Source organism: Roseovarius litorisediminis, from assembly GCF_900172295.1.
In the GTDB taxonomy this organism is placed as follows: Bacteria; Pseudomonadota; Alphaproteobacteria; order Rhodobacterales; family Rhodobacteraceae; genus Roseovarius; species Roseovarius litorisediminis.
On record NZ_FWFL01000001.1, the window covers coordinates 478,635 to 504,990 of the forward strand.

Genomic DNA, 26,356 nt, shown 5'->3' on the forward strand with positions numbered 1-26,356 from the left:
GTCCTCCCTTGGATTTATTTATTGCGTGCGTCGTTCAGCTTCAGTCGCGCAGCATTGGTTTTGGCCTGCCGTTTCAGGGCATCCTGAGTGAAAACCCTCAGCCCCAGATCGGCGCGATAGCCATGAATTTCGTTCACATCCAGCGCCCGCATGAACGCCAGAATTTCGTTGCTGACCACCTGCCCGGGCACCAGGATCGGAAAACCCGGCGGATAGGGAATAATGAACGACGCAGACACCACGTCATCCCCGCCATCCATGGCGTCATTGATTGATCCCTCGAGTTCCAGATAGTCACAATTCTTTTCATCGTAACTCAGGAAAAAGGCTGATCTGATATCGCCTTCGATCGTTATCTGATCGGTGCGGAATGCATCGTGGAAGCGGCTGAAATCCGGCAAGGGCGGCAGATCATGCATCAGGTTCGACACACGCTTTTCAAACCCGCGCCGCTCCATGATAGAGGCATCATCCAGCAACTCGTCCAGTTCCTTGGCGATCTCGACCAGCACTTCGATCAGATAGGCGACCGAAGATCGCGTTGTGCCGATATTGGTCATGAACAGAACCGTATTGCGCGAGGTCTTGTTGATCTGAATTCCGTACTTATCCATCAGGATATCGGTCTTGAACGTATCCCCGTCCCAACCCGTGCCCCCGACCAGCAATGTCACCCGGGTGGCATCCAGAACGAATTCGTCCTGTTCCCAGCAGTCCCAGATATCGGTCCAGCCCTGATGCGGATCATAATAGCTTTGAACGCCACTTTCACGGTGCTCTTCGGGGATCATGTCACCCGCGGTCAGAACCTTGAAGTACTTCATCAACAACGGGTGTGTCGAAATTGCCCGCCGCATCGACATCGCCGCTTCGACCTGGCGCTGCACAAACTCGAAACCCTCCAGCTCGACCTGCCGTCGCCCGACGTCAAGCGACGCGATGATCTGATAATTAGGCGAGGTCGAGGTATGCGTCATGTACGCCTCGTGAAAGCTGGCCTCGACTTCACCTTTAAAATCCTGATCGTTGACATGGATCATCGACCCCTGCCGCAGCGATGTCAGTGTCTTATGGGTTGATTGTGTTGCATAAACCCTCACCCGAGACCCCGGCGACGGAATAAGCCGCGTGTTCAGCAAGGTCTCGTCATCGGCGTCCTTCAGTTCGGCCTGTTGTGCCTCGTAGGCCGCAATATGTTCAGCCGTGCGCAGACGCTCCCGAAGGGTATTGGCCGCATTCATCGCCGTACGTTGCCGATAGGTCGGGCCAAAGCGGGCAAAGGCAAACCAAGCCTCGTCCCAGAGGAACACTATATCCGGCTTGATCGCCAGACACTCCTCCATCACCCGTTCGACATTATAGACGATGCCGTCGAATGTGCAGTTGGTCAAAAGCAGCATGCGCACGCGATCCAGCTTGCCTGCCGCCTTCAGTTGCAGCAGCTGATGCTTGATCTCTCGCAACGGCACCGCGCCATACATCGAATATTCGTTCAGCGGATAGCTATCCAGATAGACAACCTGCGCCCCCGCCAGCACCATGCCGTAATGGTGCGACTTGTGGCAATCGCGATCGACCAGCACAATATCGCCAGGCCGCACCACTGCCTGCACCACGATCTTGTTGCAGGTCGAGGTGCCGTTGGTGGCGAAATAGGTCTGCTTTGATCCAAACGCGCGGCTTGCCAGTTCCTGCGCTTCCTTGATCGGGCCCGTTGGCTCCAGCAGACTGTCCAGCCCACCGCTGGTGGCACTGGTTTCGGCCAGAAAGATATTGGGCCCGTAAAACGCGCCCATATCCTGAATCCAGTGACTGCGCGAAATTGATTTGCCCCGGCTGATCGGCATGGCGTGAAACACGCCAGTCGGCTGTTTGGAATATTCGACCAATGCGGTGAAAAACGGCGTCTTGTTACGCGCCTGCACCCCACGCAGAATGTTCAGATGCAACTCCAGGAAATCTTCCTGATTGTAGAAAACCCGCCGACAAATCCCCAGGTCAAGCCCGGCAATATCCTCGACCGAGCGGTCGGTGACCAGATAGGCATCCAGTTCGGGCCGTACCTTGGCGATCAGGCGACACAGTTCGGGGCCATAATCTGTAGGCTGCAGCGCTTCGATACTGTTGATCCCGCCTGCACGATTCAGATAGCGTTTCAGAATGGGCAGTTCGATCTTGGATTCCATGATCAGCCCGGGTCGCACCACGATGGCCTGAATATTGTGATTGAACAAAATCCCGATCAGCGCATCCTGCAGGCTGGGTACAACGACCGCCTCGTAGTGAAACGGGTCTTCCAGTCGCCGCATCCGGGAAAAATTGCTTTTCAGCCACCGCTCCTGATGCTCGTTCACATTGTCAACGATCATCACCTCGAAATACGGCTTGGTCAGGGCGCGCGCTTCCAGCGACTGCATCGCCTCGTCGTCATGATCTTCGGTATCAACACTGTCTCGATCCAGTGGAATATGCCGCCGCCGATAGGCGCCTGTGGTCAGCGCCCGGGTCACGCGTTGCACGCCAAAGGCCACGTCGGCGAAATTCTTATGTTCAAACTGCCGGCGCAACTGCTCAAAGGCCTGCACTCCGGGAAAGGCCCAATAGGCCTCAATCAAGGCGAGCGATTCAAAAAGACCAGAGATCTTTTCGATCTGCGCCGCCGCTTTCTTGCCCTTGGGCTCTCGCGAAAGCGCTTCTGTGGTTTCACGTAGGGCGCTCCACCGATCTGCCCTAAGCTGAATCGCCGAATAGTAATCACTCATAGACTGCACGTTATTTTCCTCGCTGCGTTTGCGACGGACCAACTTGCAGAATTGGGCAGCTCAGAGCCCTCTGGGTCAGCCGCTGGAAGTATCGATCGGATCGTACATCTCCTGTTGCTTACTGGATGGTGAGTAGCTTGCATTGGTGGCGACAGACATTGTGGCCACATGGGCTTCATCGCTGGGGTCAATCAACAATCCCGCGCGTGATCCCTGTTTGGGAATCTCAAGCGGGCCCAGCCCGTGCAGATACGCATCTGTTCCGCTGTTGCGGTCGTAAACCGAGAAATCTGCCGAGCGGTCTCTGAAACTTTTCAAAACCTGCCCCAACCCCTTCATACCGGTTTCTCGTTGCCTGCGCACTGTGTCCAGATCCAATTCAATAGGGAACATGTCCTCTTGTCCAGCAGATTGATGCAAAACCGTCGCCGCCGGATCAATGATGCAGGATTTTCCAACGCCACCTGCACCCAAGCCATTGACATCTATGACATAGCACTGGAATTGCGCCGCCGTGGCCCGGGCGATGGCCAGCTCTGCATCGCGGTCGGTGGTGCCGGTCAGCACCGGGTGCAACAACACTTCCACCCCCTGGCTGGTCAGTTGCCGGGTGGTTTCGGGGAACCAGATATCATAACAGATCGACAGGCCGAACCGGCCCACGTCGGGCACGTCAAAGACGCAAAACCCGGTTCCCGCCGAAATGCCCGCCTCGTACGGGCGGAACGGAAACATCTTGCGGTAATGCGCCACGATCTCGCCCTGCGGATTGATCACCGTCGAGGTATTGAAAATCTCACCCGCTTCGGTCTTTTCAAACATTGACCCCGGAATCAGCCAGATATTGTGTTTGACCGCTGCTGCGCGAAATTGTTCGATTGCATCGTTGTACAGAGGCAGGGCGAATTTGCTTAGCGGGCCATGAGGGGACAATTCGCTGAACAGCACCATTTGCGTCCAGGGAAAGCGTGCCATCAGAACATCGATTTTGTGGATCATGCTCTCCACGTTCGAGTGCAGAGCAGTTACATGCATTTGCACACCGGCAATTGCGAATGGCGTCATCGGATCAGGTCTCCGTCCTGTAATGCAGCCCGGATTGGGCTGGGGTAAAGGCTACCATATGCTATTTGCCAACCTAAGAACAACAGGTAACAAACTTATCCAAATGCATACCAACTATGCCCGGAAAGCAGCCATCGCGACGTCAACCGGGCCTGCGCCAGACGATGCCTTCGCAGGGCAGTGGCCAACACTGTTGCGCCAGCATTGCGCCGTCGAATTTGGCCGGAAGGTCATGCCGTTTTTACAAACGCCTCGACATTTTGCTGCACTGTCCGGATCTCTGCTTCCAGCCGCTTGCAAAATGCCTGCGACAGACGCGATTGCGGGCTGTGTGCGGGTGTCAGGATCGACACCGAACTGCCAATCCTGGGCCGGAACCGCCGGAACACCAGCCCGGTGTCGCCTCTGTCCAGATTGCTTTGCGCCGTGATCAGATCGCAGATCATGTAACACAGCCCCGCCTCGACCAGTTTCAGCCCAGGCAGGAAGGTCTGCAATTCAAACCGCCAGCGATAGGCACAGTTCATCTCCTCAAAGGCGGCGCGCGTTTGCACATGCGTCTGATGCTCCTCGAACAACATCGCCAGATCCGCGCCGCGCAACGTCTCGGGGGTTATAAGCTCGTGGTCCGCCAGCTTGTCGTCCCGCGGCATCGCGCAGAGGCATTCCAGATCAAAGTCCTGTTGCCCGATGGAGGACCGCGCCTTTGGCGTTTCCGCGAACCCCACATCAAACTGCTGAGACGCAATCAGATCCTCAATCACCCCCGATGATCGCATCATCAGCGATGCATCCACCCCCGGCTTGTCCCTCAGAAACTCCGTCAGCACCCGGGGCGTAAAAAACCCCGACGCCGCCGGATGGCTGGCAATCCGCAATTTGCCCTTTTCCAGCCGCGCAATCCCCCCCAGCGTGCGTTTGGTCTGTTCAAGGCGTGCCAGAATATCTTCACATTCTTCCAGAAAATACCGCGCTTCGGGGGTCGGTGTCAGCTTGCCATGTTCGCGCAGAAACAATGCAAATCCCAGCTCTGCCTCAAGCCCCGCCACCATGGAACTTACCGCTGGTTGCGTGCGTCCCAGCACCCTTGCCGCCTGACTGATTGACCCCGCGCGTATCACCTCGCGAAAGGTATTAAGTTGCCGAAACGACAGGTTCATGACCACCCCATAAAGAAACTTGATGGAATCAACTATTTTTCCAATTTGATTTTATACCGGGTGAGACGTCAAGCTAAACCAGCGCGACCGAAACGAGTCGCCGGGGGATAAATGGACAACTTTACCAAATACCTGCTGACCGGACTGATCTGCGTTGTGGCCCTTGGCCAGTTCGTTCAGGTCATTACCCGGTACATTCTTCAGATCCCGGTCATGGGGCTTGAGGAAACGATGGCCTATCCAACGATCTGGCTTTATATTTTCGGGGCCGTCAATGCCTCGCGCGAAAACACCCACATACGCGCCAACGTTCTGGAAATCTTTCTTAAAACCGAACGCCAGCACACCATTCTGGCGATCCTGGGCGAGGTGATCAGCCTGATCGTCGGTATGTGGCTGCTGACATGGGCATGGGATTTCACCCGCTATGCCTGGCGCGTCTGGAAAGAAAGCCCGACGCTTTATATTCCGACCTTTTATTCTGACGTGGCCCTTGTCGTCGGTCTGGCCCTGATGATGCTTTATACCGCTGGCCATCTTGTGCGCCACATCAACACCCTGCGTCACGGAGCGGCCCAATGATTGAAATCGCGCTTCTGGCCATTGCCGTTCTGGTCATCACCCTGACCCTTGGCGTGCCGCTTCCCTACTGTTTTGGCGGAGCGCTGATGGTGATGTATTTCCTGGGCGAGGTCACCATGAAGGGCATGGTGCTCTGGGGTGTGCAGCAACTGGGCAACCCGGTTCTGCTGGCCATTCCGCTGTTCGTGCTGGCAGGCACCATCATGTCGGCCAGCGGCATCGCCGCCTCGTTGCTGAATTTCGTCAATGCCTTCATCGGCCATGTGCGTGGCGGCCTTGGCGTGGTAGCCGCCGTCAGCTGTGCCGTCATCGGTGCGATCTCGGGCTCGGGGCTTACCGGTATTGCCGCCATCGGCCCTTTGCTGATCCCGGAAATGGAAAAACGCGGCTACCCGCGCGAATACGCCACCGCGCTGATTGCCAACTCTTCCATCCTTGGCCTGCTGATCCCGCCCTCGGTCACGATGATCGTCTACGGCTGGGTCACCGACACCTCGATCCTGGCCTGCTTTCTGGCCACGCTTGGCCCCGGCCTTCTGATCATGGTGAATTTCTCGCTGGTGAACCTGTGGATGAGCCGCAAGTTCCCCCTGATCCTTGATGACAAACCGTCATTCAGCCAACTGACGTCGGATATCGCGAAACGCGGTTTCAATGCCACCCCTGCCCTGTTGATGCCCATCATCATCCTTGGCGGCATCTACGGCGGCATCATGACCCCGACAGAGGCGGCGGCGATCTCGGTAATCTACGCGGTGCCCGTGGGCTTTTTCATCTACCGCGGCCTGACATGGGACACTTTCCTTGAAGCCGGCAAAGAGGCCGCAACGGCTGTCGGCGCGATCATGTTCATGATTCTTTTCTCAATGATCCTTTCCCAGATGTTCGTGTACGAATCGATCCCGCAGAAAATGGTCAGCTCGATCTTTGCCATCACCGAAAACAAGGTGCTGCTGCTGATCCTTATCAACATCCTGCTGTTTCTGGTGGGCATGGTCGTCAATGACGTGACCGCCATCATCCTGATTGCCCCGCTGCTGCTGCCGCTGATGCAGGCCATCGGTGTCAGCCCGGTACAGTTTGCGGCCATCATGGGCGTCAACACCGCGATGGGCGGGGTAACCCCCCCCTATGCCTCGATCCTGTATCTGGGTGCCCGTATCGGCAACGTGAAAGTCACCAAGGTTATCAAGCCCGCCATGATCCTGATCATCACCGGCTATGTACCCGTCGTCTTTCTGACCTCTCTCTGGCCCGATCTGTCGCTCTATCTGCCGCGCCTGTTCGGGTACTGATAACAACTGAAAACCAACCTTAGGAGGAACCACAAATGAAACACCTACTGATCGGCACCGCCACCGCCGCCCTGATGGCCCTAGGCAGCATCGCCTCGGCCGCTGACTTCAAGATGAGCCACGTACGCCCGCAGGATGCCACCATCGACGTCGAACTGCGCGCCTTCTCGGCCAAGGTGGCCGAGGCCACAGGCGGTGATGTCAATATCAACATCTTCCCCGCCTCCGCCCTTGGCGATTACACCACGGTGCAGGAACGCATCAGCGTTGGCGCCATTGAAATGGCAACTCAGCCCGCCGCCACCGGCGCCGACCGCCAAATGCAGATCAGTTCTTTCCCGTTCCTTGCATCGAACTGGGCTGAAGCCCGGAAAATTTATGGCCCCGGTGGCGTTGTACGCGAGGTCATGGCAGGCCTTTACGCCAAGCAGGACATCACCATGCTGGCCGCCTACCCGGTCTATTTCGGGGGCATCTCGCTGAATACCGATCCGGTCCACCCCGGCGATCCGTCGCCCAACGGCATCAAGGTTCGCGTACCCGGCATCAAATCCTTCCAACTGACCGGCGAAGCTTTGGGTTACATCCCCTCGCCCATCCCGTTCTCTGAAGCATTCACCGCCATCCAGACCGGCGTGGTTGACGGCGTGATCGGTTCGGGCGCCGAAGGCTACTACGCCTCGTTCCGCGACGTGACCAAAACCTATATCCCCGCCAACACCCATTTCGAGGTCTGGTACATGATCATCTCGAACGAGGCGATGGCAGGGCTGGACGCCGACGATCAGGCCGCCCTCAAAGCAGCAGCCGAAGAGTTTGAAGCCACCCGCTGGACCGTCGCCGAGGCGGATCAGGGCAAGAACGAACAAAAGCTGGCGGATGAACTGGGCACCAATGTCGTTCAGCTCAGCGATGCCGAACTGTCTGCCATGGCCGCCAAGGTCCGCGCCGATGTCTGGCCGCAGGTTCTGGAAGACGTGGGCGTGGAATGGGGTCAGGCGATCCTCGACAAAGTCGCCGAATAAGTCCGGTTTCGTAGGAAATCCGTACAGACCTTACAAAATCCGGGGTGGCGCGCGCCGCCACTCCGCACCTTCCTGCAACCCTGTGCCAAAGGATAAAGTCGTGGACGCTGACTATGCAATCATCGGTGGCGGTGTTGTCGGCCTGAGCGTGGCCTGGGGCCTGTTGAAAAAGGGCCGCAGCGTTGTCGTGCTGGATGGTGATGACGGATCGTTCCGTGCCAGCCGGGGCAATTTCGGGCTTGTCTGGGTGCAATCAAAAGGCATGAAACAACCCCGCTATGCGCAGTGGTCCCAAACCTCTGCTGCCGCCTGGAAAGAGTTTTCTGACGAACTGAGCGATGCCACCGGGCATGATGTCGGGCTGGAACAAAACGGTGGCTATGACCTTCATTTTACAGAAGAATCCCTTGCCGAAACTGTCACCCAGTACGAAGGGCTGAAGGCCAAGCTGGGGGGCAACTATCCCTACGAAGTGCTGGGCCACAACGCCCTGAAAAAGGAAGAGCCCGCCATCGGCCCCTCGGTCGTAGGTGCAATTCTTCATCATCAGGACGGCCACGCCAACCCGTTGCGCCTGTTGAAATCGCTGGCTGCAGACGTGCGCCGGTTGGGCGGCAAGGTTCTGAACGGGAAAACTGTCATTGATGTTTCTAAAAACAACGATTTCACAGTAACTTGCAGCGATAACTTCACCTTGAACGCGTCCAGGGTCGTGCTGTCTGCGGGCCTTGGTGCAATGACACTCGGCCCCAAACTTGGCTTCATCGCTCCGATCCGCGCCCAACGCGGGCAAGTGCTGGTTACTGAAAAACTGCCCAAAATGATCAACCGCCCCTCGCTCATCGCGCGCCAGGTTGACGAAGGCGGTATCCAGATCGGCGCCACAAACGAAGAGGTCGGCCTTGACGACCACGTCACCCAGAAAGGCCTTAGCGGGCTGGCCGCCGAAGCGGTTACCGCGTTCCCTGCACTGGCCCATGCACAGCTGGTGCGCAGCTGGGGTGCGCTACGTATTCTGTCGCCAGATGGCCTTCCTATCTATCAGGAAAGCAAAACAATGTCAGGGGCTTATCTGGTGACCTGTCATAGCGGCATCACACTTGCCGCAGCACACGCGCGGTTCCTGCCAGACTGGCTGGAAGGCACTGAGAAGGCGCCGGATCTGGAGGTGTTCAGTGAACAACGTTTCGCCGTTTAAAGCCCTTGAAAAGACTCCCGCACTGGCCACAGTCCGTTTTGGCGACCGGGTTTTACAGCTGCCAGAAGGTGCCAATCTTGCCGCTGCTCTGCTGGCCGCCGGCATCACCACTTTCCGCCAGACACCGGTCTCGGGCGCCCCGCGCGCGCCATTCTGCATGATGGGGGCCTGTTTCGATTGTCTGGTTGAGATTGACGGCATCACACGTCAGGCCTGCATGCTCGAAGTCACCGACGGGCTTGTCCTGCACCCGGCGCACCTGCCCCGCGAGGTCACAAATGCAACAGATTGACCTGATCATCATCGGTGCCGGTCCTGCCGGCATGGCCGCAGCACAAACCGCTGCAGACAATGGGCTTTCTGTCTGCCTTCTGGATGAACAACCCCGTCCGGGCGGCCAGATCTACCGCGATGTCGACCGTGTTGCACCCCTGCGCGGCGATATTCTGGGCAAGGACTATACCGAAGGCCGGTCCCTGACATCCGCTCTCATGCATCCACAGATCACCCGTATCCCCGGCGCCACCGTCTGGGCCATCGAAGAAGGCTCCCAGGTGGCCTATACCGCAAACGGACGCGCGGCAATGATCGGGGCCAAACGCATCCTTCTGGCGACCGGCGCGCTGGAACGCCCCATGCCCCTGCCCGGCTGGACCCTGCCGGGTGTGATGACCGCAGGCGCCGGACAGATTTTGCTGAAGCAATCCGGCGTTCTTGCCAACAGCGCTGTACTGGCAGGCTCAGGCCCCCTGCTCTATCTAATCGCTGCCCAGATGGTACGCGCGGGCACCCCGCCGCTGGCGATGGTCGAGACCCAGACCCGCCATGATACCTTCAGCGCCATGCGTCATATCGCCGGCGCGCTTCGCGGCTGGCGCTATCTGCTCAAGGGGCTTGGCATGTTGGGGGAACTGAAACGTGCCGGCGTCCCGCGCTACACCGGCGCCACGGATATTGCCATCCTGGGTGACACTGCCGCCACGGGCATCTGCTTTACCAGCGGTGGCAAGTCCCACCAGATCAACTGTGACACTGTTTTCCTGCACCATGGGGTCGTGCCCAACACACAGGCCGCACGGTCAATCGACATTGCGCATCACTGGAACAACCAGCAGCAGTGCTTTGTCCCGGACATTGATCATTGGGGACAGACCAACGTCGACACCGTTTACATCGCAGGCGACGGGGCCGCCATTGGCGGCGCCAAGGTGGCCGCACTGGCCGGTCGACTGTCTGCGCTCAAGATCGCCTCGGACCTTGATGCACTCAAAGCTGACGATCGTGACCGGCAAGCCGCCCCGCTGCGCCGCGCCATCTCGCATGAACTGGCGGCCCGCCCCTTTCTGGACGCGGCCTATCCGCCCTGTGCACAAGCGCTTGATCCGTCTGATAAAACCCTGATCTGCCGTTGCGAAGAAGTGACCGCAGGCGACATTCGTGGCTATGCCAAGATCGGCTGCCTCGGTCCCAACCAGACAAAGGCCTTTGGCCGCGCAGGTATGGGCCCCTGTCAGGGCCGATACTGCGGGCTGAGCGTGACCGCGTTGCTGGCCAAAGCCAACAATCGCTCACCGGAGGAAACCGGTTATTACCGCATCCGGCCACCGCTCAAACCGGTGACACTGGGGGAACTGGCCGCCATGCAAGATGTGACAAAGAGCGCAGCGGAATAACGCCTGCAGCACGCCACGTCAGTCTGGACAGTACAACCCCTGGGTTTAAGGTATTCCAAAAGTACCACTGAACCGGAGCTTTCCATGCAACTGACCGTTAACGGCACAGCCTATCAGGTCGATGTCGAACTCGATATGCCGCTTCTTTGGGTCCTGCGGGATGAGCTGGGCATAACCGGCCCCAAATATGGTTGCGGCATCGCGCAATGCGGCGCCTGCACCGTGCATGTGGAGGGAATGCCCGTACGATCCTGTCAACTGCCCATCGGTGATCTGGAAGGTGAGGTAACTACGATCGAAGGACTGGGAACGCCCGATGCGTTGCATGCAGTACAGCAGGCCTGGATCGACCATCAGGTCGCGCAATGTGGCTATTGCCAGTCGGGTCAGATCATGGCCGCAGCCGCCTTTCTTGACCTGAACCCGGACCCCTCCGATCAGGATATCGACCGCGCCCTATCGGCCAACCTTTGTCGCTGCGGCACCTATCCCCGGATCCGCGCTGCGGTTAAAACCGCCGCTGCCAGTTTGAAAGGGGCCTAGGGTATGGGGCGCCTTAAAACCATTGCCCGCAGGACTTTTCTGATCGGGTCTGCCGCCATCGTAGGCGGTGTTGCCTTTGGCACGGTCATGTACAAGCGACCTGCCAAAAATCCGCTGCTGCAGGATCTTGGGCCGGGTGCAGCCGCAATCACGCCTTATGTTCTGATCACCCAGGAAGGCATCACCCTGATAACCCCCCGTGCCGACAAGGGTCAGGGCGCCTATTCGGTGCAGGCCGCCCTGATCGCCGAAGAACTGGATGTTGAACTGGATCAGATTACCGTCGATCCCGGCACGCCCAGCCCGGCCTATTACAACACAGCACTGGCCAATGACATGGCCCCGTTCAGGTCCACCGACGACAGCATTATCGCAGAATTCACCCGCGCCGTGCTGGACGCGCCGGTCAAATTTCTGGGCATACAGATCACTGGCGGTTCAACCACTGTTCCTGACAGCTATGAAAAACTGCGGATGGCAGGGGCCGTTGCCCGCGAAACCCTCAAAGCTGCAGCGGCCAAGGTTTCAAACCAACCGGTTGATCAATTGACCACGGCCAGGGGGGCGGTTCACCTGCCCGATGGTCGCATGCTGACATATATCGAACTGGCCGCCACGGCGGCAACGCTCAATCCGGTGACCGATATCACCCTACGTGACCCACAAGACTGGCGTCTGATCGGCAAGCCGATGCAGCGCATTGATATCGCGGCGAAATCCACGGGCACACAGGCCTACGGTATCGACATCAGAATGCCCGATATGCTGCATGCTGCAGTCACACTCAACCCGCGCCGCGGGTCGGTGAACAGCTATGATGCGACAACGGCCGAAACCATGCGCGGCGTTCGAAAGGTTGTCCCGGTCACCGGCGGTATCGGCGTGATTGCCGACAACACCTGGCGCGCCATGCAGGCAGCCAAAGCCATCTCCGTCGACTGGGGGGCCGCCCCCTATCCGGCAGATATGGACGCCCACTGGAAGTCCCTGACGGACAGTTTCACCGACGATCAACTCGACAGCCAATACCGCAACGACGGCGATATTGCAGGTGCGCTGGGCAATGCCGAACCGGTCAGCGCCGAATACCGAGCGCCCTATCTGGCCCACGCCCCGCTTGAGCCGATCAATGCCACCGTTCTGGTGACTGACGCCCGCGTCGACATCTGGACCGGTACCCAGATACCGCGCTTCATACAGGCCAATATCAGCAAAATCACCGGTATCGATGCAGACAACATCCATGTGCATGTGCTGATGATGGGCGGCAGCTTTGGTCACCGACTGGAAGATATGGTTGTCCGACAGGCCACCGAACTGGCCATGACAGTTAAGGGCACACCCGTAAAACTGACCTACAGCCGCGAACAGGATTTCGCCCAGGATTTCACCCGCCAGATCGCCATGGCGCAGCTGCGGGGTACGTTGCGCAACGGTCAGGTCGACACATTTGACCTTGGCATTGCCATGCCGTCCGTCATCGGCTCGCAAATGGGCCGACAGGGATTTCCCGCCGCCGGGCCCGACACCCAGATCGTGGCAGGTGCATGGGATCAGCCCTTTGCCATCCCCAACTACCGCATCACTGGCTATCGCGCGCCTGAACTGGCCCCGATCAGTTCTTGGCGGTCGGTCGGGGCCTCTACCAACGGGTTTTTCCATGACTGCGCGCTGGACGAACTGATCCACGCGGCCGGGGCCGACCCGCTGGCCGAGCGTATCCGCCTGTGCAACCACGCCGCCTCGCGCACGGTTCTTGAGACCGTCGGCGAGATGTCGAACTGGGGTAGCAAGCTGGATGAAAATCAGGGCCGCGGCGTGGCCTTTTGCCTGTCCTTCGGCGTGCCCTGCGCCGAGGTGATCGAGGTGACCGCAACACCCGCCGGCGTTCGAATTGACAAGGTCTTTGCCGTCGCCGACGTGGGCCGCATCATCGACCCGGTGAATTTCGAAGCTCAGGTCTCGGGCGGCATTGTTTTTGGTCTTGGCCACGCAATGAATTGCGAAATCACCTATGCGGACGGTGCAGCGCAGCAATCGAACTACCACCAATTCGAAGGCCTGCGCCTGTATCAATGCCCTGAAATCAAAGTGCGCGGCCTTGAAAACGGGCGCACAATTCGCGGCGTGGGCGAACCCGGGGTACCCCCCGCTGCTCCGGCACTGGCGAATGCGATTTTTGCCGCCACCGGCCAACGCATCCGCGAAATGCCGTTCAATAAATACATCAAGTTCGTTTGAAGGGTACGCCATGAAACACGTTCTGGTCCTCTTCACCCTGCTTGTCCCACAGATGGCCCCCGCCCAATCCAATACCGCCGAAGAAGGACTTGCCGCGTGGGACCGCATCTATCAGGTCACCTCAAGCCCGCGCTGCGCCAACTGTCATGTGGGCGATAACAATATCCCGATGTGGTCCGGCCCCAGCTATGGCAGCACACGCCCGCACGGCATGTATATCGACGCAGGCCCCAGTCGCATCGGCGCCGAATTTATCCCCTGCAGTACCTGCCATGTCAGCTCGGATCGTCCGAATTTAACACCCCATTCCGCCCCCCACATCGCGGGGCTTTGGCATCTGGCCCCGGTCGAGGCGGAATGGTTCGGTAAATCCTCGAACGACATTTGCACCCAGCTGCGCGATCTCGAACGCAACGGTGGCCGCACTGCCGAAGACCTGGTTGACCATGCAGCCGAAGACGCAATCGTTGCCTGGGGCTGGACCCCGGGGGGCACGCGCGTGCCAGCCCCCTTCAGCCAGGCCGAACACGTCACTGACATGCGCATCTGGGGCGCCGCAGGCCAACCCTGCCCGGGCGACTGACACAAGAGCGATGCTAGCGGGCTTGCAGCCCAGACCGCGCGGTGCTTCAAAGGGGCATGAGCCGCGCAGCAACCACCTTGATCCTGATCGCCGTTGCGGCCCTTGCCGGGATAGCGGCCCATTGGATTGGCCTGCCACTGCCTTATCTGTTGGGGCCGCTCAGCGTCACTGCCCTTATCGCCACCGGACTGCCCACAACCCTGCCCGCTGGCTATGCCTTTCCCAACTGGCTGAGGATGATCTTCATCGCAATCATTGGCCTGATGATTGGCGCACGCGTCACACCCGAACTGTTTGTCAACGCCGAACGCCTGGTCGCCAGCCTTCTGGCACTGATCGCCTTTGTTGGTATTGCCTTGGCCTGGAACTATGTCATCTTCCGCCATCTGGGCGGGTACGACCGCGCTACGGCGTTTTATTCCAGCACCCCCGGCGGGCTCTATGAATCCCTCGCCATGGGCGAAGACGCCGGTGCCGACATGCCACGCCTGATCCTGCAGCAGTTTTTAAGGGTCATCGTTGTGGTCACTGTGTTGCCCATCGCGCTGTCGCTCTGGCTGGGTGCTCCGGTCGGCAGCGCAGGAGGCATGACCCTGGCCCGGGCCTCGGTGCCATTAGAGGCATTGCCAGTTATCCTTGTTGCAGGCGCCATCGGCATTGTTGCCGGCAAGGTGCTGCGCCTGCCCGCCGGTCAGCTAACGGGTCCGATGGCCGTGGCGGCCGCCCTGTCGCTTACCTCTCTGATGCCGCTCGACATCCCGCAATGGTTGGTCAACGTGGCACAGATTATTGTCGGAACTGCCCTTGGCATGCGCTTCATAGGACTCAGCCGCGCCCTGATCCTGCGCGGGTTAGGCCTGTCGCTGGCCTCGGTCGGCGGTATGCTGATTGTCGCGGTCGCTTTTGCCGCCCTGCTGGCCCCGGTCACGGGTGAACATTTCGACGTCATGCTGATCAGCTTTGCCCCGGGCGGTGTTACCGAAATGGCGCTGGTGGCGCTTAGCCTTCATGCCAACCCGGCTTTTGTCACCCTGCACCACATTGTCCGTATCCTGATTACTGTAATCGGTCTTGCGCTGTCTGCCCGGCACCTGCGCCGCACCCTTTGACAGGCGGGGCTCTCTGCTTTATTTGAACAATTGTTCATTTAGCAACGGAGACCACCCCATGCGCATCGAATCCACTGCCGCGATCATCACCGGGGGCGCCTCGGGTCTGGGCGAGGCCACGGCCCGACATTTCCGCGAATTGGGGGCGAAGGTCACCCTTCTGGACCGCGACACCACCCGCGGCCCCCTGGTTTCCAAGGAAATCGGCGCCACTTTTGTTGAGACAGATGTCACGGATGAGACCTCGGTGAAGAATGCCGTTGCCGCGGCCAAAACAGCCATGGGCCGGATCACAGCCACCATCAACTGCGCCGGAATAGCGACGGGTGAAAAGACTTTGGGCAAAAACGGTCCGCATGATCTGGCATCCTTCCGCCGCACCATCGACATCAACCTGATCGGCAGCTTTAACGTCGCGCGTCTGGCTGCGGCCGAAATCGCACAAAACGATCCCCTGCCCGACGGAACCCGCGGCATTATCGTCAACACTGCCTCGATCGCCGCGTTCGACGGCCAGAAGGGCCAAACCGCCTATGCAGCGTCAAAAGGCGGGATTGTGGGGATGACCCTGCCCATGGCCCGTGACCTGGCACGTGAAGGCATCCGCGTCATGGCGATTGCTCCGGGCACGTTCCTGACACCGATGCTGCAGGGCCTGCCGGCCGAGGTGACCGAGGCGCTGGCGCAGGATGTCACCTTTCCCAAACGCCTTGGTGATCCAGCGGAATACGCGGCACTGGCACGTTTCATTGTCGAATGTGACTACCTGAATGGCGAAGTGATCCGTCTGGACGGAGCTTTGCGGATGCAGTGAACTGATAACGGCCTTCAGTTGGCCGCTTCGGCCTTTTCCTCCAGCATCAGCCATTCTTCCTCGGCGGCAGCCAGTGCCTGTTGCCGTTCAACCAGCGCCTGTGAGGCCTTTTTGAACTTCAAAGGTTCTCGGCTGAACAGCTCGGGATCGGCAAGCAGTTGTTCCAGTTTACAAATCTCTGCTTCCAGTCGCTTCAATACCGACGGCAACTCTTCAAGCCGATGTTTTTCGGTAAAGGACAGCCCCGATTTTACAGCTGCCTTTTGCTTTAACTCCGGTTTTGAAGCACCTGTTTTATTGTCGGTTTTTTCGACATTAGTTGCTTTTGACTTGCCCCGTTGCGCCTGGTAATCCGACCAGCCTCCGGCATACACCGTGGCCTCGCCGTCGCCTTCCATTGCAATGGTTGTGGTTGCCACCCGATCCAGAAAATCCCGGTCGTGACTAACCAGCAGAACCGTTCCGTCATAATCGTCGAGCAATTCCTGCAACAGGTCCAGCGTTTCGATATCCAGATCGTTGGTTGGCTCGTCCAGCACCAGCAGGTTGCTTTCCTTGGCCATGAGTTTGGCCAGCAGCAATCTTGCTTTTTCACCGCCAGACAAGGACTTGACGGGCGCTCTTGCCTGACGTTCGTCAAACAGAAAATCTTTCAGGTACCCCACCACATGACGCGGTTCTCCACGCACCAGAACCTGATCGGCGTTACCCGAAACGCGCATCTCGCGGTCGCCCGTCAGGCTTTCCCAAAGGGTCATTTCCGGGTCAAGTTGCGCCCGTGCCTGATCAAACACCGCAGGCATAAGGTTGGTCCCCAACTGTACCGTTCCGCTGTCCGGCGCAATCTCACCCAAAAGCAGTTTCAACAGCGTCGTTTTGCCCACGCCGTTCGGCCCGACAAATGCAACACGGTCACCCCGTAAAATCTTTACGCTCAATTTTCGCACGATAACTTTATCGCCGTAAGCCTTTGAAATATCGTGTGCTTCTATAACTTTACGGCCCGATTTTGGCCCCGCCTCCAGCGCCATCGCCGCCGGGCCCTGGCGCTTGATCTGACCGGCACGTTCGGCCCGCAACTCTTGCAAGGCGCGCACCCGGCCCTGGTTGCGTTTGCGCCGCGCGCTAATGCCCTCCACCGCCCACCGTGCCTCGGACTTGATCTTGCGGTTAAGTTTGTGGCGTTGCTGGTCTTCTTCTTCCCAAACCTTATCCCGCCACGCCTCGAAACCTTCAAAGCCGGATTCCCGACGCCGAACCTTACCCCTGTCGATCCAAAGGGTTGAGCGGGTAAGTTCGCGCAAAAATGCGCGGTCGTGACTGATCAGAACAAAACCTTTTCGGGTCTGCTTCAGTTCATTCTCAAGCCAGCCAATAGCTTCTATGTCCAGATGGTTTGTCGGCTCATCCAACAGCATCAGGTCGGGCGCCTCGGCCATCAGCTTTGCCAATGCAGCGCGCCTGCGCTCGCCCCCTGAAGCGGTCGCAACGGGTCGGGCGGGATCGAATTTCAATCCCTCACCGGCCATTTCGACGCGGTACATTTCACCTGCGTCCAACCCGCTTAGAGCGTAGTCACCAAGCGTGGCAAACCCCTTCATGTCAGGGTCTTGCTCCATATATCCCACGCTGACGCCCGGTGTGACGACGCGCGCGCCACGGTCCGCCTCAACCAGCCCGGCCATCACCTTCATCAGGGTGGATTTTCCCGACCCGTTACGCCCGACCAGTGCCACCCGGTCGCCCGGTTGAACCACAAGCGATAGATCGTCAAAAACCGGTTCCCCCCCGAAAGTGAGGGAAATGTCGGAAAGCTGAAGTAAGGGTGCACGTGCCATGAGAGGCGGGCTATCCCGGCGCCTTCGGGGCGTCAAGCGAAAGGGAAGGATTATCAAGCACGACCGGACATTTCAGACTGTGGGCCCGTTACCGCGCCGCAGCCCGCAAAAGCCGCTTGCGAGCCTGAGGAATCGCATTGATCTCGACCCCGGTAAAGACATGCAGCGTATCCAGCTGCCGGTCGACCACCGCATGATCGCTGACCCATCCCCCCATCATCAGATAGGTCCGTAACAGCGGTGGCATCCGCAGCATCGCCTGCCGCGCATCACACGGGCTCTGCCCGGGTTCCTGTGCAAAACGAAAGACCTGTTGCGCCTTAATTTTCGGCCGCCATTGGCACGGGCCAAGGTGACGCTCTTTCAGCAGTGCCAAAGCATCAAGATAAGCAGTGGCATCGGTTCCCGGGAACGACGAGCAGCCAAACAGCATTTCAATGCCATTTTCATCAACAAAGCGCGTCATAACTGCCCAGGCCACCCGCAGGATATCGGGATCACAGAAACCGGGGCGGATGCAGAAACGGCCTATCTCAGCCATCGGGCCCGGGTAGGCCGTCAGTGCTGACAAATCATAAAACTGGGCCGAATAACTGCGCGCGATTTCGGCGCCGCTGCTAAGAGGCAGTAGCCGAAAACAACAAAGCAGCGTTCCCGTTTCAGTTTCTTCCACAAGGTAGTGCCTGCAGATTCCATCGAATTGGTCGCTATCATAACCCTCTGGATCATTGCCCCGGGCAAACGCGATATATCGCAGGCTCTGCGCCGCGCGCAGGGCCAAGGCCGTGTCGGCCACACGCACACTGTAACGGCTTAAGTTTAAACTTGGCATCACCAATCCTGGCCACTCACACACACGACCTGTTCGGCAACCGTCTCACGAAAACCTCAGCGGCCCTTTCCAGGCATCAGTTGAACAACTGGCTTGGATCCAGGTTGCCGATATTACCCAACAGTTGCCGCAGGAACCCATTTGAAACAACGGACGAGTCGGTCACCCGCCGCGACAAGGGTACGACATTGCCATCCTGAAGACCAAACCGTTCTATATTTGCGATGGCGTCATTCTGGTCAAAACTGATCGCCAGAACCTGACGCTCAACCACCTGGGGCCGGTACATGCCGAAGTGACGTACACGACTGCGGACGTAATAATAATTTCCGTCGCTCAGCATACCCGATGCCGAAGGCGGCCCAACCACATCATCCACCGTTGCGCGGGTATCAACCCCAACCACCAGTTCGGCCAGTTCTTCATCCGACGGCGCGTATCCGTGATTCTGATAGGTGGCCGAACAGGCCCCCAACACAACAAGACAGAACATCGCTATGGCGGTACACACCCGGTTTCTGATAGCTAACATGTCTGCCCTCTTGATCTTGGTCCGACGGACCTTTTATCCCGCTTACAACAAGGTGGCACAATGGTTCAAGAAAGGAAGCAAGTTTAGTGATGGCCGACAAACCAACAAATCCGACGATTTTACGCGTAGCCGAGCTTTCGCCGCACAAACCACTTGTCTTTAACATTGTCCCCGACACTGCAGAAAATGCACGCATTGCGGACGAACTTGGCCTTTCCGCCCTTCGCAAGCTTAATTTCCGCGGAAAGTTGATGGCAGATGGCAAATCCGACTGGCGGCTTGAGGCAACGTTGGGGGCCACAGTGGTTCAGCCCTGCGTTATCACACTGGCGCCGGTCACCACCCGGATTGATCAATTTGTCGCTCGAAACTTTTTGGCCAACATGCCCGAACCCGACAGTATCGACGAGATAGAGATGCCCGAGGATGAGACGACAGAACCCCTTGGCGATACGATAGACCTGATTCTGGTGATGACCGAGGCATTGGCCCTTGCCTTGCCCGATTACCCCCGAAGTGACGATGCGCGCCTGGAAAATGCTGAATTTTCAGCGCCCGGCGTTACTCCGATGACCGACGAGGAAACCAAGCCTTTTGCAGGTCTGGCCGGCTTGCGTGACAAACTTGAAAAGGGCGACTGAAGAACGCAAAAAACTGCTTGCTACTGCAGCAATTCACTGTATTTTCTCGCTCTCACCGTAATTTGGGGTTGAACCGTCGGCTCTGGAAAGATTAAGAGCCGCAGACGCTCGTGAAACAGGGCCGCTATTGGCCCACAGGAAATTGAGGTTGCGACATGGCTGTCCAACAGAACAAAGTATCGAAATCGCGCCGCAACAATCGTCGCGCACATGACGCCCTGACGGCGGCAAACCCGAACGAATGCCCCAACTGTGGCGAGCTGAAACGCCCGCACCATGTTTGTGCAGCCTGCGGGCACTACGCCGACCGCGAGGTTGTGGCCATGGTGGACGACGTCGATCTGGACGACGACGCCGCATAAACACATAAAGGGCGACCGTCCGCATGACCGCTACGAAGGATAATTCCAAAGCGGGTGCTGGGCGCACCATCATATCGGTTGACGCCATGGGCGGCGATCAGGGACCGGCGACAGTTGTCGCCGGTATTTCACTTTCGGCCAGAATAAATCCGGACATCGGGTTTATCCTGCACGGCCCCCGGGCCGTGTTGGAAAAGCTGGTTGCAAAGCGTAAAAACCTGGGTAGCCGTTGCGAAATCCGTGACGCGGCAGAAGTCGTTTCAATGGAGGACAAACCAAGTCAGGTCGTCCGCCAGGGTCGCAACACCTCGATGTGGTCTGCTCTGGAATCCGTGCGAAACGGTGAGGCTACCGTTTGCGTGTCTTGCGGCAACACCGGCGCGTTGATGCTGATGTCCATCATTCGTCTGCGCAAGCTGAACGGGGTATACCGTCCGGCTATTGCGGTTATGTGGCCCTCGCCCAATCCGCAGGGGTATAACATCATGCTCGACGGCGGCGCCGATATCCGCGCAGACGCCAAGGATCTGGCGCAATACGCTCTGATGGGAACGTCTTATGCCCGTAATGGTTTTGGCCTGACCCGACCCCGTGTGGGATTACTGAACGTAGGCACTGAAGAACACAAAGGCCGCTCTGAATTGAAAGAGGCCCACGACCTGATCGCAGCCAACGCCCGCGGCGGGGATTTTGAATTTGTGGGATTCGTCGAAGGCCGTGACCTGCCGGGTACAAAATGCGATGTCATCGTGACCGACGGCTTCACCGGGAACGTCGCCCTCAAGACTGCGGAAGGCATTGCCAAGTTCATCTCGGATGAACTGCGTCAGGCATTCCGCTATTCGCTTTTGTCAAAGCTGGCTTCCGTACTGGCCTATACCTCCCTCAATCGTCTGAAGAAACGGGTTGACCCGCGCCGCGCTAACGGCGGGGTCTTTCTGGGCCTGAACGGCACGGTTGTGAAATCTCACGGTGCCGCCGATGCCACGGGCGTCTCGTCTGCTGTGAAACTGGCCTATGAACTGGCCCAGTCAGGTTTCTCTGATAAATTGGCAGCGCGGGTTGCATCGGCCACGCTGCATGACCAAGATGACACTTCCGAAGAGTTAACCAACGGTGAATCTGAATGACTGTACGCGCCGTTGTCGAGGGCGTTGGCCACTACCTGCCCGATCGAATTGTGCCCAACTCCGAATTCGAGAAAACTCTGGATACGTCCGATGACTGGATCCGCACCCGTTCGGGCATCGAACGCCGCCGGTTCGCCGCCGAAGGACAGACAACCTCGGATCTGGCCGTTCGCGCAGCGCAGGCTGCGTTGAAGAATGCAGGGCTTACGGCCGATGACATTGATGGCCTGATCGTTGCCACCTCCACGCCCGACCTGACGTTTCCCTCGGTCGCCACCATGGTGCAACAAAAACTGGGCATGACGCGCGGATTTGGTTTTGATGTGCAGGCTGTCTGTGCCGGGTTCATCTATGCTTTGACCAACGCCAACGCCCTGATCGTCGCGGGCCAGGCCAAGCGCCTGTTGGTCATCGGCGCCGAAACCTTCAGCCGAATCATGGACTGGACCGATCGCTCCACTTGCGTGCTTTTTGGCGACGGTGCTGGCGCACTGATCCTGTCCGCTCACGATGGCAACGGCGACAACAGTGACCGTGGCATCCTGTCGGCCGACATCAACTCGGACGGGCGCTATCGCGATATGCTTTACGTCGACGGCGGCGTGTCATCCACCGGAACCTCGGGAAAACTGCGCATGCAGGGTAATCCCCTGTTCCGTCAGGCCGTTGAAAAACTGACCAGCACCGCCGAATCCGCGCTGGAAAAAATTGATCTGCAAGGGACCGACGTGGACTGGATCGTACCGCATCAGGCCAATATCCGGATCATTCAGGGCACCGCCAAGAAAATGGGTATATCCATGGATCATGTGATCGTCACAGTTCAGGATCATGGCAATACCTCGGCCGCATCGATCCCTCTGGCGCTGTCGGTTGGCGTTGAAGAGGGCAAGATCAAACAAGGCGATATTGTCCTGTCCGAGGCCATCGGTGGCGGTCTTGCCTGGGGCGCGGTCGTTCTGCGCTGGTAAAAACGCCGAAATACGCAGAATCTCGCGCTTTAACGGCAATGCCCAAGCCGTTGACATTGACACGGAAATTCCTTCCACCCTAAAGTTGGTAAAAGAGCGAGGGGATGTGATGAGCGACAAAACTTTAACAAGAATGGATTTGAGCGAGGCCGTGTTTCGTGAGGTTGGCCTTTCAAGAAACGATTCAGCACAGCTGGTAGAAAGCGTTCTGGAACACATGTCGGACGCGCTGGTGCGTGGCGAGCAGGTCAAGATTTCGTCTTTTGGTACGTTTTCTGTCCGCGATAAATCGGCCCGTGTCGGTCGCAACCCGAAAACCGGTGAAGAGGTACCAATCAACCCCCGCCGGGTTTTGACATTCCGACCGTCGCATCTGATGAAAGATCGGGTTGCTGCCGGTAATAAAAGCTAGGAAAATCGCCGGTCATGGCAAAATCCGCCGACGCCTTCCGAACAATCAGCGAAGTAGCCGACTGGCTTGATACGCCTGCGCACGTTTTGCGGTTCTGGGAAAGCAAGTTCTCTCAGGTCAAACCGGTCAAGCGCGCCGGAGGACGTCGGTATTACAGACCAGCAGACATGCTGCTTTTGGGTGGCATAAAAAAACTGTTGCACGATGATGGCGTCACCATCAAAGGCGTGCAGAAAATCTTGCGCGAACAGGGCGTCAAATACGTATCGGGCTTTTCTCAAAGTCTGGATGGCGAAACAGAAGGCGCTACAATCGACATCGCGCTTGAGGTCCCGCTTCAGGCGGCCCCTGCCGCTACCGTGGTGAGTTTCCAGCGGGACACTCACGAACAAGAAACCACAGTTGATTCCGCTGATACCAGCGACGCACCGGCAGAAGTCGAGCCTCAGCCAGAGGACGTAGCGCTTTCAGACACTGAAGACACCGACAATTACCTTGATGTAGACCGTGACGAGGCAACAAAGCCCGAACCATCCGAGCTGGATGAGACGCTGGATAACATCTTTTCCCGGCTAGACGCGGCCGATCCTGAAAAGTCCTCATCAGATACGTCCGAAGACGAACCCGAAACCAAGGCCACTGAAACGCCCGACGAGTCGCGTGCCGTCGATGCCGAACTGCAACCGCCCGCAGAAGTCCAGGCCACCCCGGCAGATATCGACAGAGCTGACGAGGCTGCCAATACACCTGAAGCTGAAGAACAGGCTGGACAAGATCTGGAACCGGCGGTTGCGGAAGATGAACCGCCCCGCCCGGCCCCGCTGCAAATCGATATACCAGACGATCCGACAGATTCGGTCGACGCCCCGGCGGGTATTCTAACGGCCATGGCCGCTTTGAAACGACCGATATCCAAAGACCATGCCAGACGTCTTCGTCAAATAGCGGGCCGCTTGCGCGATGTAGACAACGGCAAAGATACACACCTGGGCGACTAAGGCGAAAAATTGGGAAATACCTCTTGTCCCTACGGTGAAAACAAGTATGTAACCCCAATCGTCGGGCTATGGCGCAGCCTGGTAGCGCGTCCGTCTGGGGGACGGAAGGTCGCAGGTTCGAGTCCTGCTAGCCCGACCAATTATTTACCGACGACCCTGCCTTTGATCGCCCGGTTTTGGGCCTCGCCACGGGTGCGGGGCAGCCAAAAGGGGCTGACATGACAGGCGTTCTTTCCAGCCAGCAACTGAGGACCATGATTGCCGAGGGACAGCTTTCGGCTGAACCGGCGATCATTCCTGAACAGATCCAACCCGCCAGCCTTGATTTACGGCTTGGCGCGGTAGCCTACCGCGTGCGCGCGTCCTTTCTGACCGGCGCCAACGCAACGGTCGCGGGTCGGCTGAAAGAATTCGAAATGCATCAGGTCGACCTCAGCCAGGGTGCGGTGCTTGAAAAAGGCTGTGTCTACGTTGTGCCGCTGATGGAATCGCTGAACCTTCCCAAAGGCATCCAGGCAGTGGCGAATGCCAAATCCTCAACCGGTCGGCTTGATTTGCTGACCCGCACAATCACCGATGGCGGTGTCGAATTCGACCGCATTCCTCAAGGTTACAAAGGTCCGCTTTACGCCGAAATTTGCCCGCGGTCGTTTTCGGTTCTCGTCCGTCCGGGTATGCGGCTCAATCAGATTCGGTTCCGCGACGGTCAGGCTGTGTTGGACGACACAGCGCTGCAAGCCCTGCACGCCGAAAGCCCCCTGGTAGACGGTGCCGCAGTGATCGACGACGGCCTTGGGTTTTCCGTCGATCTGCAACCCACCGAAACCACCCTTGTGGGCTATCGCGCCAAACCGCATACCGGGGTGATCGATCTGGACCGGATCGGACATTACAATCCCGCCGAATACTGGGAAGAGGTGCACGCCGAAAACGGTCATATCATTCTTGATCCGGGCGCGTTCTATATCCTTGTCAGCCGCGAGGCTGTGCATATCCCGCCCGCATATGCTGCTGAAATGGCGCCCTATCTTGCCATGGTCGGGGAATTCCGGGTGCATTACGCAGGTTTTTTCGATCCCGGCTTTGGCCACGATGCCGCAGGCGGCAAAGGCTCACGCGGGGTCCTTGAAGTGCGCTGCCATGAGGCCCCTTTTGTACTGGAACACGGCCAGATCGTGGGCCGACTGGTCTATGAAAAAATGGATATGGTTCCCGACCAGCTTTATGGCGCGGGGATTGCATCGAACTATCAGGGACAGGGCCTGAAGCTTTCAAAGCATTTCAGGACAGCCTGAACTGCAGTTCGGCTTAAAACCGCTTGTTTCACGCAAAACTACCCAAACGTATAGACCGTTAAACTGATAGCAAATATTAGTCGCCTATAGGACGAGTTACTCTCATTTGCATACAAGGGTTTTACAATGGATATCCGGCGTTATTTACCATCAAGGCCAATTGTGATTCTTGCTGCTTTTTCCATTTTTTTTGCAGTTACATCTGTAATGCAACATCAGCCCTCAACGGGGTATGGCGACAAATCCGGTAGTTCCAGAACACCATAAAACGCCTGCATCATCTATGATCGGCCACCCTGATTGAAAACAGCTCAGGCGGTAGTTGGATCAAGCTTTGTATGGCGCAGATGCCCGACGTTCAACGCATCCGGCGCGCGATCTTCATCGCCTGTTTCGACCGCTTGGTGGTTTCGGCGGTATTCAGGCTTTGGCCCTGTTGTTCGGCGGCATTCCCACGACTCATCCGGTTTCCGACGGCATCGATCCCCGCATTCACGCCCTTGCGGAGCAAACGGCGCATGACCATCCGGATCACCATGGTGACTATCTGATTGACGTTCATTTCGCTCTCCGTTTCCGCCTCATGTCAGCCACGTAACATGAAACTGTGCAAATTTCGCGGCAACGCTTTAATCTTCAAACAGCTCGTTTTGACCTTCGGGTGTTTCTTCTTCTGCGTCGTGGTCACCGTCACCCAGTTGTGGCATCGATCCAGGGGGCGGTCGGTTTTCCAGCAAACCGGCCGAGCGCAGTTCTTTAAGACCGGGCAAATCTCGCGCACTTTCCAGACCGAAGTGGTCCAGAAATTCCTGCGTTACGACAAACGTTACTGGTCGCCCCGGTGTCATTTTACGGCGGCCAAAGCGGATCCATTCCATTTCCAGCAATTGATCCACCGTGCCACGGCTGACGGAAACGCCGCGTATTTCTTCAATTTCGGCGCGGGTTACCGGCTGATGATAGGCGATGATCGCCAGAGTTTCGATGGCTGCCCGCGACAATTTGCGGGTCTCAACCGTTTCCCGGCGCATCAGGAAGCCCAGATCGGGCGCAGTGCGTATGGCCCATGAATCACCCACACGTACCACCCGCACGCCACGCCCCTCATATCGCTTTCGCAGATGCACAAGCGCTTCTGCCGGATCGCTGCCATGGGGCATGCGTGCTTCCAGCTCCTTAACGGTAACCGGTTCGACCGTGGCAAACAGGATCGCCTCTATCATGCGCTCCTGTTCTGCAATTGGCGGCGCTTCAAATAATGATTTTTCTTTTTTTTCTATATCTTCTGACATCTT

Annotated in this window: 26 protein-coding genes and 1 tRNA gene; 19 read left to right on the forward strand and 8 right to left on the reverse strand. The window is 57.9% G+C overall.

Annotation, left to right across the window (positions count from 1 at the left end; all coding sequences use genetic code 11):
- Positions 1-14: 14 nt before the first annotated feature.
- The 3 genes from PEL8287_RS02270 to PEL8287_RS02280 all read right to left on the reverse strand — a co-directional run bounded on the left by PEL8287_RS02270 (position 15) and on the right by PEL8287_RS02280 (position 4,987).
- On the reverse strand, positions 15-2,762 hold the full coding sequence (locus tag PEL8287_RS02270; protein WP_085890720.1) for an aminotransferase class I/II-fold pyridoxal phosphate-dependent enzyme: 2,748 nt from the start codon (positions 2,760-2,762) through the stop codon (positions 15-17).
- A 75-nt stretch (positions 2,763-2,837) separates the two neighbouring features.
- The gene (locus tag PEL8287_RS02275; protein WP_085890721.1) at positions 2,838-3,827 is read right to left on the reverse strand and encodes a carbon-nitrogen hydrolase family protein; all 990 of its coding nucleotides are present in this window, start codon (positions 3,825-3,827) and stop codon (positions 2,838-2,840) included.
- Positions 3,828-4,057: 230 nt separating this feature from the next.
- Positions 4,058-4,987: a LysR family transcriptional regulator gene (locus tag PEL8287_RS02280; RefSeq protein ID WP_085890969.1), complete on the reverse strand. Its 930-nt coding sequence runs from the start codon at positions 4,985-4,987 to the stop codon at positions 4,058-4,060.
- A 111-nt stretch (positions 4,988-5,098) separates the two neighbouring features.
- Between PEL8287_RS02280 and PEL8287_RS02285 the strand changes: the two genes are divergently transcribed.
- The 11 genes from PEL8287_RS02285 (at position 5,099) to PEL8287_RS02335 (ending at position 16,050) form a co-directional block, all read left to right on the forward strand.
- Positions 5,099-5,569 carry a TRAP transporter small permease gene (locus PEL8287_RS02285; protein ID WP_085890722.1) on the forward strand — a complete coding sequence of 157 codons (471 nt, stop codon included), beginning with the start codon at positions 5,099-5,101 and terminating at the stop codon, positions 5,567-5,569.
- Positions 5,566-6,864 carry a TRAP transporter large permease gene (locus tag PEL8287_RS02290; protein WP_085890723.1) on the forward strand — a complete coding sequence of 433 codons (1,299 nt, stop codon included), beginning with the start codon at positions 5,566-5,568 and terminating at the stop codon, positions 6,862-6,864. Before PEL8287_RS02285 ends, PEL8287_RS02290 begins: the two co-directional genes overlap by 4 nt.
- 35 nt (positions 6,865-6,899) lie before the next feature.
- On the forward strand, positions 6,900-7,889 hold the full coding sequence (dctP, locus tag PEL8287_RS02295; protein WP_085890724.1) for a TRAP transporter substrate-binding protein DctP: 990 nt from the start codon (positions 6,900-6,902) through the stop codon (positions 7,887-7,889).
- A 100-nt stretch (positions 7,890-7,989) separates the two neighbouring features.
- Positions 7,990-9,087 (forward strand): NAD(P)/FAD-dependent oxidoreductase, encoded by a 1,098-nt coding sequence (locus tag PEL8287_RS02300; protein WP_085890725.1) that lies wholly within the window; start codon positions 7,990-7,992, stop codon positions 9,085-9,087.
- Positions 9,065-9,379, forward strand: a complete 315-nt coding sequence (locus tag PEL8287_RS02305; RefSeq protein WP_085890726.1) for a (2Fe-2S)-binding protein — start codon at positions 9,065-9,067, stop codon at positions 9,377-9,379. Before PEL8287_RS02300 ends, PEL8287_RS02305 begins: the two co-directional genes overlap by 23 nt.
- Positions 9,366-10,760, forward strand: a complete 1,395-nt coding sequence (locus tag PEL8287_RS02310; protein ID WP_085890727.1) for an FAD/NAD(P)-dependent oxidoreductase — start codon at positions 9,366-9,368, stop codon at positions 10,758-10,760. Before PEL8287_RS02305 ends, PEL8287_RS02310 begins: the two co-directional genes overlap by 14 nt.
- Positions 10,761-10,844: 84 nt before the next feature.
- Positions 10,845-11,303, forward strand: a complete 459-nt coding sequence (locus tag PEL8287_RS02315) for a (2Fe-2S)-binding protein (protein ID WP_085890728.1) — start codon at positions 10,845-10,847, stop codon at positions 11,301-11,303.
- 3 nt (positions 11,304-11,306) lie between these two features.
- Complete coding sequence (locus tag PEL8287_RS02320) at positions 11,307-13,544, forward strand: xanthine dehydrogenase family protein molybdopterin-binding subunit (protein WP_085890729.1); 2,238 nt, start codon at positions 11,307-11,309, stop codon at positions 13,542-13,544.
- A 10-nt stretch (positions 13,545-13,554) separates the two neighbouring features.
- The gene (locus PEL8287_RS02325) at positions 13,555-14,127 is read left to right on the forward strand and encodes a hypothetical protein (RefSeq protein ID WP_085890730.1); all 573 of its coding nucleotides are present in this window, start codon (positions 13,555-13,557) and stop codon (positions 14,125-14,127) included.
- Positions 14,128-14,183: 56 nt separating this feature from the next.
- Positions 14,184-15,236 (forward strand): AbrB family transcriptional regulator, encoded by a 1,053-nt coding sequence (locus PEL8287_RS02330; RefSeq protein ID WP_085890731.1) that lies wholly within the window; start codon positions 14,184-14,186, stop codon positions 15,234-15,236.
- A gap of 58 nt (positions 15,237-15,294) precedes the next feature.
- Positions 15,295-16,050 (forward strand): SDR family NAD(P)-dependent oxidoreductase, encoded by a 756-nt coding sequence (locus PEL8287_RS02335; protein ID WP_085890732.1) that lies wholly within the window; start codon positions 15,295-15,297, stop codon positions 16,048-16,050.
- A 14-nt stretch (positions 16,051-16,064) separates the two neighbouring features.
- On the opposite strand, the gene PEL8287_RS02340 is transcribed toward PEL8287_RS02335, so the two are convergent.
- The 3 genes from PEL8287_RS02340 to PEL8287_RS02350 all read right to left on the reverse strand — a co-directional run bounded on the left by PEL8287_RS02340 (position 16,065) and on the right by PEL8287_RS02350 (position 19,252).
- Complete coding sequence (locus PEL8287_RS02340; RefSeq protein WP_085890733.1) at positions 16,065-17,888, reverse strand: ABC-F family ATP-binding cassette domain-containing protein; 1,824 nt, start codon at positions 17,886-17,888, stop codon at positions 16,065-16,067.
- A gap of 88 nt (positions 17,889-17,976) precedes the next feature.
- On the reverse strand, positions 17,977-18,720 hold the full coding sequence (locus tag PEL8287_RS02345; RefSeq protein ID WP_085890734.1) for a GNAT family N-acetyltransferase: 744 nt from the start codon (positions 18,718-18,720) through the stop codon (positions 17,977-17,979).
- Between the two features lie 76 nt (positions 18,721-18,796).
- Positions 18,797-19,252 (reverse strand): outer membrane protein assembly factor BamE, encoded by a 456-nt coding sequence (locus PEL8287_RS02350; protein ID WP_085890735.1) that lies wholly within the window; start codon positions 19,250-19,252, stop codon positions 18,797-18,799.
- An 89-nt stretch (positions 19,253-19,341) separates the two neighbouring features.
- On the opposite strand from PEL8287_RS02350, the gene PEL8287_RS02355 reads away from it, so the two are divergent.
- The 8 genes from PEL8287_RS02355 (at position 19,342) to PEL8287_RS02390 (ending at position 25,061) form a co-directional block, all read left to right on the forward strand.
- On the forward strand, positions 19,342-19,893 hold the full coding sequence (locus PEL8287_RS02355) for a YceD family protein (protein ID WP_085890736.1): 552 nt from the start codon (positions 19,342-19,344) through the stop codon (positions 19,891-19,893).
- Positions 19,894-20,048: 155 nt separating this feature from the next.
- Entirely contained in the window at positions 20,049-20,255 is a 207-nt protein-coding gene (gene rpmF, locus PEL8287_RS02360) for a 50S ribosomal protein L32 (protein WP_085890737.1), read from the forward strand.
- A 23-nt stretch (positions 20,256-20,278) separates the two neighbouring features.
- Positions 20,279-21,385 (forward strand): phosphate acyltransferase PlsX, encoded by a 1,107-nt coding sequence (plsX, locus tag PEL8287_RS02365; RefSeq protein WP_085890738.1) that lies wholly within the window; start codon positions 20,279-20,281, stop codon positions 21,383-21,385.
- Positions 21,382-22,356 carry a beta-ketoacyl-ACP synthase III gene (locus PEL8287_RS02370; protein ID WP_085890739.1) on the forward strand — a complete coding sequence of 325 codons (975 nt, stop codon included), beginning with the start codon at positions 21,382-21,384 and terminating at the stop codon, positions 22,354-22,356. The genes plsX and PEL8287_RS02370 overlap by 4 nt, the downstream gene beginning before the upstream one ends.
- 109 nt (positions 22,357-22,465) lie before the next feature.
- The gene (gene ihfA / locus PEL8287_RS02375) at positions 22,466-22,768 is read left to right on the forward strand and encodes an integration host factor subunit alpha (protein WP_085890970.1); all 303 of its coding nucleotides are present in this window, start codon (positions 22,466-22,468) and stop codon (positions 22,766-22,768) included.
- A 14-nt stretch (positions 22,769-22,782) separates the two neighbouring features.
- Entirely contained in the window at positions 22,783-23,766 is a 984-nt protein-coding gene (locus tag PEL8287_RS20225; RefSeq protein ID WP_085890740.1) for a MerR family transcriptional regulator, read from the forward strand.
- Positions 23,767-23,828: 62 nt separating this feature from the next.
- Positions 23,829-23,905 (forward strand) — tRNA-Pro (locus tag PEL8287_RS02385).
- A 79-nt stretch (positions 23,906-23,984) separates the two neighbouring features.
- A complete protein-coding gene (locus PEL8287_RS02390; RefSeq protein WP_085890741.1) occupies positions 23,985-25,061 on the forward strand; it encodes a 2'-deoxycytidine 5'-triphosphate deaminase in 1,077 nt (358 codons plus the stop codon).
- 358 nt (positions 25,062-25,419) lie between these two features.
- Here the strand turns inward: PEL8287_RS02390 and PEL8287_RS02395 are convergent, their stop codons facing one another.
- Both PEL8287_RS02395 and scpB read right to left on the reverse strand, forming a co-directional pair.
- Positions 25,420-25,623, reverse strand: coding sequence for a hypothetical protein (locus tag PEL8287_RS02395; protein ID WP_085890742.1), 204 nt, complete (start codon positions 25,621-25,623; stop codon positions 25,420-25,422).
- 67 nt (positions 25,624-25,690) lie between these two features.
- Entirely contained in the window at positions 25,691-26,353 is a 663-nt protein-coding gene (gene scpB / locus PEL8287_RS02400; RefSeq protein ID WP_085890743.1) for an SMC-Scp complex subunit ScpB, read from the reverse strand.
- Positions 26,354-26,356: the final 3 nt, after the last annotated feature.